Raw genomic sequence first — 13,804 nt, 5'->3', positions numbered from 1 at the left:
AAGGGTATTATGGCCGGGTCAGATTCTCAGCCTAAAAAAGCTACTCCCCCCAGGCCGGCAGCAAATGCTCCGCGCAAACCATTACAGGTTATGCACATCAGTCGAAAGACTGAAGAAAAATTAATTGACAAAGGATCATCTGAGAAAGAAATTTCAGATCAATCTAAAGATAAAAGATTCGATGAAAACGTTTTAAATCAAAAAGAAACTTCTCAGTTAAATAAAGCTCCTTCTATTCCCGCAGATTCTAGCGGCAATCTCAAAACACAGACCATGGAAGATGTTCTGAGATTTGAAAATAGTTCTGACCATAAAAATTTTCAGACTTTTGATGATCAAAATATTCTTGACCAAAGAAGTAGAACAGTTGATGAATTTGATTTTGATGAGGACGAATTTTTGGCAGCCTTGGAAGAAAATCAACCAATCGGTACAACTGGAGAAATTGCAAAAGGTTCAGTTATTGCAATTGAAAGTGATGGTATATACGTAGACATTGGTGGGAAAGCACCTGGGTTCATGCCTAAAAATGAATGCGGTCTAGGGGTAATTACAAATTTAAAAGAACGTTTCCCAAAAGGGTTACAAGTCGAAGTTCTTGTTACTAGAGAGCAAAATGCAGATGGGATGGTAACAGTTAGTTGTAGGGCATTAGAACTAAGAAAAAGCTGGGAAAAAGTTCAAAACCTTGCTAAAGAAGGAAAAGTTGTTCGAGTTAAAATAAATGGTTTTAACCGTGGGGGTGTTACATGCGACTTCGAAGGTTTAAGAGGCTTTATTCCAAGATCTCAACTTGAAGACGGAGAAAATCATCAATCTCTTGTTTCAAAGACACTCAACACCGCTTTTTTAGAGGTAAATCCAGAGAGAAGAAAACTTGTTCTCTCCGAGAAGAAAGCTGCAATTGCTTCAAGATTTTCTGAATTAGAAATTGGACAATTAATTGAGGGTAAAATCTTAACCATAAAACCCTATGGTTTTTTTGTTGATTTGAAGGGAGTCAGTGGGTTACTGCATCATTCAATGGTAACCAATGGAAGCATGAGAAGCCTTGGAGAAGTTTTTCAAACAGGCGAGTCTATTAAAGCTTTGATAACTGATTTAGATCCTTCCCGGGGACGAATTGGATTAAACACAGCCCTTTTAGAGGGTCCTCCTGGAGAACTTATTACTGACAAAGCAAAAGTAATGGAAGAAGCGGATGAGCGAGCAGTGAAAGCTCGCAATAGCTTAAACAAAGAAAAAGTTGATCCTAAAAAGGAAGAGAAAGGCATCAACTAACCCTCTTAAATTTACATTGAAGAAAAAAAATTGTGATTGCTTCAAAAAAATCTGATTTAAAAAAAGCAGACTGGGAAATAGACTTTTATTCCCGCCCAATAATTGATGAAAATGGAAAAAAAAGATGGGAATTATTAATCACATCTACAAATAACTTCAAAGCCACGAAAACTTTTAAATGGGAAAAGATATGCCCAGCATCCAGTGTTAATTCTATTTGGTTAAAAGATGCTTTAGACGAAGCTATTGATACAGCTTATTCTCAAGGTTGGGATAAACCGTCCGTTATTCGTTGTTGGCGATCCTCTATGAAAACAATGATCAAACGTGCAGCAGATCAAATAGGAATTGAACTTGTTTCTAGCAGAAGAACATATTCATTATTGGAATGGCTTATTGAAAGAGAAAGGAATTTTTATCCACAGCAAAAAGGCTATATCGGCGTCAATCTTTCTCCTCCCTCAAAACCAATTGCAAACCAGGCTATCCCTTTACCAGAAGAGGTAAGAGGTGACTCTTGGAGCTTTGCTTCCCTAACTCTAGATACACTTAGAGAAGCCGATGAATGGGAAATAGAGTTTTCCAATTTAATCCCTATAAAAGATTCAATTAATCAAAATATTTCTATTCCAGGTATTAGGCTTTTTAGTCCAAAAAGATCCTTAGCACTTGCAGCTTGGCTTGGGGGACTTGAACCTGCAAAGCTTTTAATCGAAGGGACTCAAATAATATTAGAAGCAGGGCAAGCTGATAGATGGTTGGTAACTGATGTAGAAGAAGAAGCACAAAAGGCTATTGAAAATAATTTTCTAAATACAAAAACAGACGCCGATGGACTTCAATTTATTTCAGTTCAAAAAAGTCCTGAAGAAAATTCTCTAGATGGTTTTTGGATGCTAAAAGATATTGGAGAAATTTAACAGCAATATCGAACAAAACTATTGAAGTAGGTTAGTCGCGCTTAAGAAATAATTATAAAAAAATGATTTTATCTAGCTGTAAAAATGTTGATTTTTTAAATCTAAACTATTAAAAGAATATGATTTCATACATTCATTTTTCACTAAAAGAACTAGCAATAATGAGCCAGTAAAATTACAAGAGCAGCTAAATCTTACTTCTAAGCTCAATTATCTGAAGCAAAAAATCAAAGTCTATGAATATATACAGCAGATTACATAGCTATACTTATCGCTGATATAAAAAAAAAGATATATCGCTACCTGTCATTCCGGATTGAAAGGTCTTGAAAAGAAAATTATCACAAAAACTTAAAACGTTTAGAAAAAATAGGATCTCATAAAAAACAACTTAATTATTCAAATCGCAGGTGAAAAGTTTACTTAGAAAAATTCAAGCATAAAAGCAATCAAAGGAGAAGAAATGATTCCCTTATTCAAAAAAGACTCTAACCCTAATAAAATACTTTTTGACATACAAGGTACTGCTATCTCACAATTATATAAAGAAGGTATTAAACAATATCAAATCAATACAAATAGAATTTGAACATACTCAAATCCAAAACTATTTAATTCTTACAGAAGAGAAAAAACAATTCAAGATAATGGAGATGGATATATTCATGATCATAGATATATATAAAGCTATATATCTATTTATAATTAATTTAGCATTTATTTGTTGCTAATCCTTCATTTATGTATTCCTCCGCGATGTCAATATTGCTATCAAAAGGAATAACTTTTGCCACTAAGACACCATCGACTGAGCCTTTAGGTTTTAAATTTACTTTTGTATGTCTTGGCAGTTGTTTTTTGAGCCAATTAACTGATTTTTCTTCTAAATCAGGGTTGATTTCTGTGCATGCTAATTTCACAGTATAGGTACGATTATGATCACCGATCAGCAACACAGACGAACTTGTAACTTGCAAAATTTCGGCCGCATCAACTTCCAAATAAAAACAAAAAAAAGAAATTAGTAATATTAAAATATTTATAAAAAATTTATTCATAAAAAGTTTGTACAATTATTTTTTCATCTCAGGGATACCAACCATTTGAGCGTTACTTTTCCCAGGTGGCACCATAGGATAACAATTTTCACCTTTTCGTACATTTACGTTAACAAGAACTGGGCCTTCACTAGCCAAGGCTTCTTGAAGCTTAGGTATTAGATGGTCTCTCTCAGAAATTACAATCCCCTCAATACCAAAAGCCTTAGATAGCGAAATAAAGTCAGGTTCCCCAACAGACATATTAGATGCTGAATATCGTTCATCATAAAAACTTTCTTGCCATTGCCTAACCATCCCTTGCCAATGATTATTGATAATAATTACTTTTATGTTCAACTTATATTGCGCAATAGTTCCAAGCTCCTGGATATTCATGAGGATACTTGCATCACCGGCGATACAAATTACTTGCTCCTTAGGTAAAGCAACTTTGACTCCCATTGCAGCGGGCATTCCAAAACCCATTGTTCCAAGTCCAGCACTGCTAATCCATTGTCTTGGTCCATTTAACAAGTATTGAGCTGCCCACATCTGATGTTGTCCAACATCAGTTGTAATGAAAGCATCTTGTGCCAACTCTCTTAAAGCAATTAATACTTCCTGTGGATAAATTTCTCCTTCTTTAGAGGGAATTATCAAAGGAAAATTATTTTTCCAGTTATTAATTTTGTTAAGCCAGTTGGAGGTTCTTGGATTTATTTTTCTTTGATTACTGAGATCTAATAATTTAACAAGACTAATTCCTACATCTCCTAATACGGAAACTTCAACTACTCTATTTTTATTTATTTCAGCAGGATCAATCTCAAAATGAATTACTTTTGCCTTAGGAGCAAACGTATCAAGTTTACCTGTAACTCTGTCATCAAATCTTGCTCCAATCGCAATCAACAAATCACATTCAGTCACAGCAAAGTTTGCATAAGCTGTTCCATGCATTCCAAGCATCCCAACTGATAAAGGCTCACGTTCATCAAACGCGCCTTTCCCCATCAAAGTTGTGGTTACTGGTATTTGAAATCTATTAGCAATAGCCGCGAGAGTTTCATGTGCCCCCGAAGAAATAACACCCCCTCCAACATAAAGGAGTGGTTGCTCAGCTTTTTCAATTAAATCCAGGGCTGCACTTATGGCTTTATGTTCTGGAGCGAATGGTAATTCAAAGCCTGGTGGCTTTATTGAACCTGGCTCAACAGGGAGATAATTAAACATCTCTTGTCCAACATCTTTTGGTATGTCAATCAAAACAGGTCCTGGTCTACCCGATGAGGCAATAAGAAAAGCTTGAGCCACAACTCTTGCAATTTCAGATGGATCTCTTACTACCCATGAATGTTTAACAATTGGAAGTGTTATCCCAAAAATATCTGTTTCTTGAAAAGCATCAGTACCTATTGCAGGTCTAGGGACTTGTCCTGTTATCACGACAAGAGGCACAGAATCCATCTGAGCGGTGGCAATTCCTGTTACAAGATTCGTGGCTCCAGGACCGGATGTACCAAAACAAACGCCTACTTTGCCAGTCGCCCTAGCAAAACCATCTGCAGCATGAGTTCCACCTTGCTCATGTCGAACAAGAATATGTTTTAACCACCCCTCTTGCTCTGCTTTAAAAACCGCATCATATATTGGGAGTATTGCTCCGCCTGGATAACCAAAAATAGTATCTACTCCATGCCTACGAAGAGAATCCATCAAGGCATCAGCACCTGAGATCTCATTTTGAGTTTGTGATCCTGAATCCCCTATTTGATTGGGCGCAGAAGTCAGGGTCACGGCAAAAGAAAATCTAAACTAACAATAAATCTTAGTGTGAATAATTTCAATTAATCTAAATTAAGCAAAGATTTAATTAAATTCTCTAAGTTTTAATAGGAAGCTTACTTATCAAATAAATCAACACAAATAATTATTTTAATTCTTTATAGCAAACCTATTTGATGTAAAGGTCCACCACCAATTATTAATTCCACCAAAAAACAAAGAAAAACAATCATTGCGACTCTTCCATTCCAAACTTCAGAGCTGTTATTCCAACCCCACTGCCATTTCTCCTGAGGATAAAGTTTTACTCTTTCTGGCAATTTTGATGCTTCCTCTAAACTTATCCCCGCACCGTTTAAGCAAGAAGAAACCAGGTCAGCCAATCCTTCAATAAATAAAGGATATATATCAAGCGCTGGAACTCTTTTAAAATTAACAATTCCATTCTTCTCAGCAATTTCTTTGTACTCAATATCAATCTCCTGGAGGGTTTCGATATGCTCACTCACAAAACTTATTGGGACCACAACAAGTTCCTTTATGCCGGATTTGCCCAGTTTTTCCAATACTTCTTCAGTGTATGGTTTTAGCCACTCTTCTGGCCCAACTCTGCTTTGATAAGCAAGTGAGAATGAATTGCTATATCCAAGTGAGTTTTCAAGCTTATCAATAATCAAAAGTGAACAGTTTTGTATTTGATCTTGATAAGGATCACCGGCTTCTTCTACGTAGCTTTTAGGGACACCATGTGCAGTAAAAAAAACGTGGGCCCCTTGAGGTAAATCACAAGCCAAGATTTCTTTCTTTATTAATTCAGCCATTGAGGAAACATAGGCTGGATGATCAAACCAGCTACGAATACAACGTATTGATAGTTCTGCGAACTCAGGGTCACCATCTTTTAACCTTTTCAATTCTCTAAAACTTGATCCACTTGTACTTATAGAAAAATGTGGATAAAGAGGTAGAACAACAACTTCGCTAACACCATCAGCCTTCATATCCGCTACAGCCGACTCAGTAAATGGATGCCAATACCTCATAGCAACGTAGGTTGTAGCGTCTATTCCAATATTTCTAAGATAGCTCTGTAGTTCTCGTGCTTGCTGCTCGGTAATACGACGTAAAGGTGATCCACCTCCTATCGATCTATAAGCCTCTTGTGATTTACTGCTTCTTAATAAGCTTATAAGCCACGCTAGAGGTTTTTGGAAAGAACGAACTGGTAAACGAATTATCTCTGGATCAGAGAATAAATTATACAAAAATGGTCCAACGTCCTTAATCCTCTCTGGACCTCCGAGATTTAATAAGAGGACACCAACCCGAGCCATTTCAGAAAAAACTCCTTATAAAAGGTTATATAAACCCTAATAAAAGTAAAGCTAGCTAAATTTACAGGATCATGGACGAGAATCAAAAGTTACTAGATATCAACCAAGACCTTGAATCAAAGGGAATCAATCTAAGAATTGAGAAAAGGGGTAAAGTTTTAAACATTCGAGGCTCTTTGCCAGATAAGAAATCTCATAATCTTTCCAAAATACAAAGAATAAGTCTTAAACTTCCACACAACATTAATGGTCTAGAAGAGGCTAGAAAAGCTATAGAGTTAATTGATTTTCAACTCAAAAAAAATCAATTTTCCTGGTCTAATTGGATTAAAGAAAAAACCATCACAACAACAAAGACTAATAAATCAGTGGTAAGCAATGAAATAGAAAGCTTTAAAAGGCAATTTTTTTCTGACACATCCAGGAGCAAATCACCAGCTGGAATGATCAGCACCTGGCAGTCTGCTTACAAACCATATTTGAACAAATTAATTGGAGAAAGTGATAAATCTACTTTAAAATTAAACGAGGATCTTCTAGTGAAAATCCTTTTAAGTTACAAAAAAAACTCAAGGAGCAGGCAACAATGTGGAATTGCTTTAGGTGCTTTAGCTAGATACCTTAAATTGGAGCTTCCAGAAAACTGGAAACAACTTCAAAGTGGCTATGGAATACACGAGTCTAATTTCAGAGAATTACCAAGTGACGAAGAAATTATTGATAGTTTTAAATTAATACCAAATCCAAAATGGAGATTTGTTTTTGGGCTAATGGCAACCTATGGCCTTAGAAATCATGAAGTCTTTTTTTGTGACTTATCTTGTTTAAAAAAAAATGGGGATCAAATACTTCGTGTTTTTCCAAACACAAAAACAGGAGAGCATCAAGTTTGGCCCTTTCATCCTGAATGGGTTGGTTTATTTGAGCTAGATAACAAAATTAATACTTCAGATTTAATCCCAGATATCCAAACGGATCTCAAGGTGACAACTCTTCAACATATCGGAAGAAGAGTATCTGAACAATTTAGAAGATATAAAATATCATTTACCCCCTATGATTTAAGGCATGCATGGGCAGTCAGGACAATCTTAATAGGCCTACCAAATACCGTAGCTGCAAAAATGATGGGGCACTCAGTCTCAATACACACAAAAACCTATCATCATTGGATAACAAGAAGAGACCAACAAATTGCTGTTGATAGTGCTCTGTCAAAAGTTAAATTTTAACAAGAAGAATAATTAATATTTATAGCCATATCATTTTTAGAAATTATTCTTTTATTAACTTATATAATATATAATTTAAGCCAAAGGAATGAAAGATAAGATTTCCGAAGAAGATTTAAAACTTAACAGCCTAGATAAGAGTGCAGAAAAAATAGGAATGGGAGGTAATTTAATACCAAATATAACTGAAGAAAAATATCGAGAAAGGATGCAAAAGAGGAAAGAAGTTCAAATACAAAGATTACAAGAAAGAAATAAAGAAAAAGGTCTTATAATAGTCAATACTGGACAAGGCAAGGGTAAAACTACTGCTGCTCTTGGAATGGGATTAAGAACTATTGGTCATAACCACAAAGTTGCAATCATTCAATTCATTAAGGGTGGGTGGGAACCAGGTGAGACGTTAGCCTTGAAAATATTTGGGGACAAGTTAAAATTTCATGCCTGTGGAGAAGGGTTCACATGGGAAACACAAGATAGAAATAAAGATATGAATTTAGTTAAATCAAGCTGGAGAAAAGCTGTCTCTTATATTAAAAACCCAAATTATAAACTTATTATTTTAGACGAGATTATCGTTGCAATAAAACTTGGATACATAGATGAAGATGAAATTATAAATGGCATAAATTTACGCCCCGAGCTTACACATGTAGTCTTGACGGGGAGAGGTGCTTCAGAAAAATTAATCCATTCAGCTGATCTTGTGACAGAAATGAAATTAATCCACCATCCTTTTAGAGAGCAGGGAATAAAAGCACAAGAAGGGATCGAATATTAGTTTATAGTCTTGGAAATATTTCCATCGCAAGGGATCCAATACAGACATAAAGACGTTCTCCCAAGACTTGCTACTGTCAGTTTGTTATGAACTTTTAATGACATACTCTAGAGCACTTATAAAACTCAGTGGTGAAGCTCTTATGGGAGAAAAACCTTATGGAATTGATCCTGAAATTGTTCAATCTATTGCCAAGGATGTTTCAAAAGCGGTTGAGAATGGAACGCAAATAGCAATTGTGGTTGGCGGTGGAAATATTTTTAGGGGTCTAAAAGGATCCGCTGCAGGGATGGATAGAGCCACTGCTGATTATGTAGGAATGCTTGCAACCGTAATGAATGCAATAACACTTCAAGATGGATTAGAAAGAGCTGGAGTACCCACCAGGGTTCAATCTGCTATTGATATGCAACAGATTGCTGAACCATATATAAGAAGAAGAGCAATAAGACATCTAGAGAAAGGAAGGGTAGTAGTTTTTGGAGGTGGGTGCGGCAATCCATTTTTTACAACTGATACCACTGCTGCTCTTAGGGCCGCTGAAATCAACGCAGAAGTTGTTTTCAAAGCTACGAAAGTTGATGGGGTTTACGATCGAGATCCAAAGAAATTCTCTGATGCTGTCAAATATGACAATCTCACCTTTCAAGATGTATTAACCAACGAAATAGAAGTAATGGATAGCACTGCTATTGCTCTTTGCAAAGATAATAAAATCCCAATAGTTGTTTTTAATATTTTTCAACCTGGGAACATTGCTAAGGCTATTTCTGGCGAACAAATTGGATCAAGAATATCTAATTCAAGTTAAAACTAAATTTTTGAACCTTATTTAATAATCAATTCGCAATAACTTTATCTAAATGTCAAACCAAGAGCTAAAAACCACAATGAGCAAATCTGTTGAAGCAGCTCAAAGAAATTTCAATACAATCAGGACGGGAAGAGCAAATACATCTTTACTAGATAGAATCTCAGTCGAATACTATGGAGCAGATACTCCACTAAAATCACTAGCAACAATCACTACTCCCGACTCTCAAACGATAGCAATTCAACCGTTCGACTTAGGCTCATTGGCTTCCATTGAAAAAGCCATTGCTATTAGTGATCTAGGTTTTACTCCAAACAATGATGGCAAAATAATTCGTATCAATGTTCCACCTTTAACTGAAGAGCGTAGAAAAGAATTTTGCAAACTCGCATCTAAATATGCAGAGGAAGGAAAAGTCGCACTAAGGAATATACGCCGTGACGCAATAGAGAGAGTCAAAAAATCTGAAAAGGATGGTGATCTTTCCGAAGATCAAAGTAGAGATGAACAAGAAACAATTCAAAAAGAGACTGATAATTTTATTAAAGATATTGAAAAAAAACTTTCAGAAAAAGAAGCTGAGATTTTAAAAGTTTGACACTTTTAGATGTTGCCATTATTGGAGGGGGAGCATCAGGCACTACTACAGCTTTTCATCTGGCTAGTAAAGGGAAAAAAGTATGTATTCTTGAAAAAAACAATTCCTCTCCAGAGAGAATCTGTGGGGGTGGAATGTCTGCTGCAGTGCAAAATTGGTTTCCGTTTGAACTGTCACCAATAGTTGATGAAGTAATAACAAATGTAGAGTTTAGTTGGTGCAATACCGACAAAGTGGTCGCTAAACTCTCAGGCTCTTCTCCTTTTTGGATAGTTAAACGTGAAAAACTTGATGCATTCTTATTAGATAAAGCACTATCTTCAGGTTGTAATTTATTGACTACCTTTAAAGTAGTCGATCTAAAAAAAGTTTCTAATATTTGGCATATTACCGCTCTTGATGGGAGACAAATAGAAGCAAGAGCAGTTGTTATTGCTGATGGCTCTGAATCACCATGGCCTAAAACTTTTAATTTAGGTCCAAATCAACAAAAATTCGCCTCCACTTTCTCAGGAAGAATTAAAAGGAGGGGAAACTTAGAAAATGAAACTGCTAGATTTGAATTTGGCCTAGTAAAAAATGGTTTTGCATGGGCATTTCCACTAAAGAATGAAGTAAATATTGGTATGGGAACTTTTCTGAATAATACGACTTCAATTCAAGTTAATGAAATACTTCAATCATTTCTGCCTGATTTAGGCTTAGAACCAACTGAAATAATCGGTCATAAAAAAAAATTAAGGATATGGAATAGCCACAGTAAATTAAACGGGGAAGGAATTCTTCTGGTTGGTGATGCCGCCTCATTATGCGATCCCTTTTTAGCAGAGGGATTAAGGCCCGCTTTAATGAGTGGATTTGAAGCTGCAAAAAACCTTATCTATTGGTTAGATGGAGAAGTCAATTGTTTAGATTCATACACGAAAACAATGCAAAAAAAATGGGGGAATTCGATGGCTTGGGGTAAAAGAATTTCTCAAGTTTTTTATCGTTTTCCAAAAATTGGATATCAATTAGGTGTAAAAAGACCTACTGCTCCAAAAAGGATTGCACAAATTCTTTCTGGTGAGATGAGTTATGAAGACATCGCAAAAAGAGTAATCAAGAGATTACTCTTTCAAAATTCAAGTTCAAAGAGTTAGTGCAATTCCTCTTTCAATCAACTCAAGTCTTTCATTCAATTGATTTTCCAATTTATCAATTGCTTGGCTGAAACCGCTAATTCCTTCATTTAGTTTTTCCGTAGCCATTTTATCTCCGGCCATCATTAGTTCAAAAGCAGTCTGATCTAAATGAATCGTCTCATCAATCACTAAAGGTTTTTGTGCGTTTAACTTGATTGGCAAATCCGAATATGATTCATTAAGTTCCTGAAGCAATTTAGGAGAAATTGTTAACAAATCACATCCTGCAAGCTCAGTTATTTCCTCTATATTCCTGAAACTTGCTCCCATGACTTCTGTCTCATAACCATTTGACTTGAAATAATTAAATATTTTAGTAACAGAAACGACCCCTGGATCCTCAATTGCTGGATAAGAATCTCTTCCTGTCGCGGATTTATACCAATCTAAAATCCTGCCAACAAAGGGTGAAATAAGAGTTACACCTGCCTCAGCACAAGCAACTGCTTGATAAAAATTAAACAACAAAGTTAGGTTACAATGAATATTTTCTTTTTCTAGTACCTCAGCAGCTTTTATCCCCTCCCAAGTCGAAGCTATTTTGATTAGAACCCGATCGTTAGTAATGCCATCTTGGTTGTATTTAGCAATTATTTTCCTCGCTTTTGCAATTGTGGCATCAGTATCAAAGCTAAGTCTTGCATCAACCTCTGTTGAAACTCGGCCAGGAATTAATTTCAGAATCTCTTTACCAAATACAACACATAGTTCATCCAAAGCTTCTTTGACAACATTAGCTCTCGAGGCATTAGCTCCTAGCATTTCTCTTGAAGTGGCTAGCGCTTTGTCAATCAAACTTTGATAAGCAGGTATTTGTGCCGCCGCCAGAATTAAAGAAGGGTTTGTTGTAGCGTCTCTAGGTTGAAATTTTTTAATCGCTTCAAGATCACCGGTATCAGCCACTACTACAGTCATTGAAGATAACTGCTTAAGAAGGGATTCCATAATAAAAAACGTCTTGCATAGGAAATAGACTAGCTATATTTTTTGTGGATTTCACCCTTTAATTTGCACTTTTGGAAAAATTTAGCCATCTCTTAGCTTTTGATAGCTAAATATTCTTTTTTAGAAGTACTTGGTGGGATTTTTTCAATAACAAGCAAAGTCTCAATAATTTTTTTTGCCACAGGTAGGGCCACAGTTGATCCATAGGCATTTGGCTTTTGGGGTTCATCAATAACTGCTAAAACGACATAGCGGGGATCATCGATAGGAAGACTTGCAACAAAACTGCAAATTTTAGAACTATAATTCAGGCCATCCTGCGATTTTTGTGCCGTTCCTGTTTTTCCTCCAATTCGATAACCAGGAACATTTACTTCAATACCACTTTCATCGTAAAAAGACACAACAGTTTCCATCCAGCCAAGAACAGTATTTGTAACTTCAGGAGATAAAACTTGCTTAGATACAGACGGAGTATTGAAATACGACTCATAATCATCTTTCAGTCCTTTAGTGATGTGAGGGGTAACAAGTTTGCCTCCATTAGCAATCAAAGCATGTAATTGAGCTAGTTTGAGAGGTGTAATAGAAAAACCTTGGCCAAAGGAAGCTACTGCAGGTTCTATAGGGTGATTTACAAAAATCTGCTTTGATTTTATTTGGCCACCTACTGCACCTGGAAGATCAGTTTCTGGGATTTCATCTATACCTAATCGCCTTAACCATTGCCAGTAATTATTTGCATTCAATTTATTCATAATCTTAACCATAGCGACATTGCTTGAGACTTGTAACACCTCAGGATAAGTAAGTATTCCATTAGGCTTTCGATTCCAATTCGAAAGAGGCCATCCTCCGACCGTAATTAGACCATCATCATTTACTTCTCCATTGGGAGTTATAACTCCCTCTTCCAATGCCAAGGCTAAGTTGATGGGCTTAAAGGTAGACCCAGGTTCAAATAATTCTTGCACAGACCACTCTTTAAAAAGAGATGGCGAATAGTCCCAATACTTATTGGGATCATAAGTTGGGGTTGAAGCCAATGCTAAAAGTTCTCCCGTATTAATATCCATTACGATTACTACGCCTTTTTTTGCATTCCACTCCTTTACTTGCTTGCTTATTTCTTTAACTGCTACTTCTTGGAGCCTTACATCTAAGGTCAACTGGAGATTCAATTGGTCCTCATCAAATACGCCAGGCTGAACACCTATAGGCAAAGGTGTTCCATCAGCTCCTCTCCTTATTACACTAGCTTTTTCAAGACGTTTAAGATCTCTATCTAAACTTAATTCGAGTCCAGCCTGAGGCCTTCTATCTAAATCCAAAAAACCAACCACATTCGCAAAAAGTGATCCATGAGGATAAAGCCTTTGAGGATAGACCTCCAAATCAATACCACTTATTCCAAGTTTCTTAATTGCATCAGCCTGCTCTTGTGTTATGCCCTCTGCAAGTTTTACCCCTGAAGAATAATTTCCTAATTTATTTAAAATCTCATCAACACTTTTGGATAGTGGAATAGAAAGAATTTTTGCTACTTCAACTGGCTTACGAATGGTTCCATATGAATCTCCAGGAAAATTAAAATATCTGGGATGAGCCCAAATCTTAAATCGTTTCTCATCTATTGCGACAAGCTTTCCATTTCTATCAAAAATAGATCGACGTGTGCCTAGAGGGTTCTTTTGTTCCGTTTGAACTTCGCGTGCTAGTGATCTTAATTGATCAGCCTGAAATAGTTGAAGCCAACCTACCCTTAAAAAAAGACCGCCAAGTCCAAAGCATAATAAAGCAAATACAATCCTAAACCTTGACTGAGATAGAGGCGAAAGAGTTTTCGCTTTAAAGGTCTTTCGCTTTTTTATAGAATTAATTTTTCTCATC

12 protein-coding genes are annotated in these 13,804 nt (G+C 36.1%); 7 read left to right on the top strand and 5 right to left on the bottom strand.

All coding sequences use genetic code 11. The annotated features are described in order from the left end of the window. The first annotated feature begins 9 nt into the window (after window positions 1–9). Window positions 10–1,281, top strand: coding sequence for a S1 RNA-binding domain-containing protein (locus AC6EIW_RS10780; RefSeq protein WP_498520591.1), 1,272 nt, complete (start codon window positions 10–12; stop codon window positions 1,279–1,281). 32 nt (window positions 1,282–1,313) lie between these two features. Further along, the gene (locus AC6EIW_RS10775) at window positions 1,314–2,201 is read left to right on the top strand and encodes a Tab2 family RNA-binding protein (protein ID WP_498520590.1); all 888 of its coding nucleotides are present in this window, start codon (window positions 1,314–1,316) and stop codon (window positions 2,199–2,201) included. 710 nt (window positions 2,202–2,911) lie between these two features. On the opposite strand, the gene AC6EIW_RS10770 is transcribed toward AC6EIW_RS10775, so the two are convergent. From AC6EIW_RS10770 to hemH, 3 genes are all read right to left on the bottom strand, one after another. Then, window positions 2,912–3,157, bottom strand: coding sequence for a nuclease (locus AC6EIW_RS10770; RefSeq protein WP_498520589.1), 246 nt, complete (start codon window positions 3,155–3,157; stop codon window positions 2,912–2,914). 117 nt (window positions 3,158–3,274) lie between these two features. Further along, a complete protein-coding gene (gene ilvB / locus AC6EIW_RS10765) occupies window positions 3,275–5,038 on the bottom strand; it encodes a biosynthetic-type acetolactate synthase large subunit (RefSeq protein ID WP_498520588.1) in 1,764 nt (587 codons plus the stop codon). Window positions 5,039–5,184: 146 nt separating this feature from the next. Continuing rightward, window positions 5,185–6,360: a ferrochelatase gene (gene hemH / locus AC6EIW_RS10760; RefSeq protein WP_498520587.1), complete on the bottom strand. Its 1,176-nt coding sequence runs from the start codon at window positions 6,358–6,360 to the stop codon at window positions 5,185–5,187. Between the two features lie 71 nt (window positions 6,361–6,431). On the opposite strand from hemH, the gene AC6EIW_RS10755 reads away from it, so the two are divergent. From AC6EIW_RS10755 to AC6EIW_RS10735, 5 genes are all read left to right on the top strand, one after another. Further along, window positions 6,432–7,592 carry a site-specific integrase gene (locus AC6EIW_RS10755; RefSeq protein ID WP_498520586.1) on the top strand — a complete coding sequence of 387 codons (1,161 nt, stop codon included), beginning with the start codon at window positions 6,432–6,434 and terminating at the stop codon, window positions 7,590–7,592. A gap of 88 nt (window positions 7,593–7,680) precedes the next feature. Further along, on the top strand, window positions 7,681–8,373 hold the full coding sequence (gene cobO / locus AC6EIW_RS10750) for a cob(I)yrinic acid a,c-diamide adenosyltransferase (protein WP_498520585.1): 693 nt from the start codon (window positions 7,681–7,683) through the stop codon (window positions 8,371–8,373). Window positions 8,374–8,470: 97 nt separating this feature from the next. Then, window positions 8,471–9,184 carry a UMP kinase gene (gene pyrH, locus AC6EIW_RS10745; protein WP_498520584.1) on the top strand — a complete coding sequence of 238 codons (714 nt, stop codon included), beginning with the start codon at window positions 8,471–8,473 and terminating at the stop codon, window positions 9,182–9,184. A 52-nt stretch (window positions 9,185–9,236) separates the two neighbouring features. Further along, window positions 9,237–9,785: a ribosome recycling factor gene (gene frr, locus AC6EIW_RS10740; RefSeq protein ID WP_498520583.1), complete on the top strand. Its 549-nt coding sequence runs from the start codon at window positions 9,237–9,239 to the stop codon at window positions 9,783–9,785. Beyond that, a complete protein-coding gene (locus AC6EIW_RS10735) occupies window positions 9,782–10,927 on the top strand; it encodes an NAD(P)/FAD-dependent oxidoreductase (protein WP_498520582.1) in 1,146 nt (381 codons plus the stop codon). Before frr ends, AC6EIW_RS10735 begins: the two co-directional genes overlap by 4 nt. Here AC6EIW_RS10735 and AC6EIW_RS10730 read toward each other — a convergent pair. Both AC6EIW_RS10730 and AC6EIW_RS10725 read right to left on the bottom strand, forming a co-directional pair. Next, window positions 10,916–11,914: a transaldolase gene (locus AC6EIW_RS10730; protein WP_498520581.1), complete on the bottom strand. Its 999-nt coding sequence runs from the start codon at window positions 11,912–11,914 to the stop codon at window positions 10,916–10,918. The two genes, AC6EIW_RS10735 and AC6EIW_RS10730, sit on opposite strands and share 12 nt — an antisense overlap. 92 nt (window positions 11,915–12,006) lie before the next feature. After that, entirely contained in the window at window positions 12,007–13,803 is a 1,797-nt protein-coding gene (locus AC6EIW_RS10725) for a peptidoglycan D,D-transpeptidase FtsI family protein (protein ID WP_498520580.1), read from the bottom strand. Window position 13,804: the final 1 nt, after the last annotated feature.

The organism is Prochlorococcus sp. MIT2308 (assembly GCF_059772345.1).
Note: the sequence above shows the minus strand (reverse complement) of the source record. Positions and strands in the feature narration are given on the sequence as shown.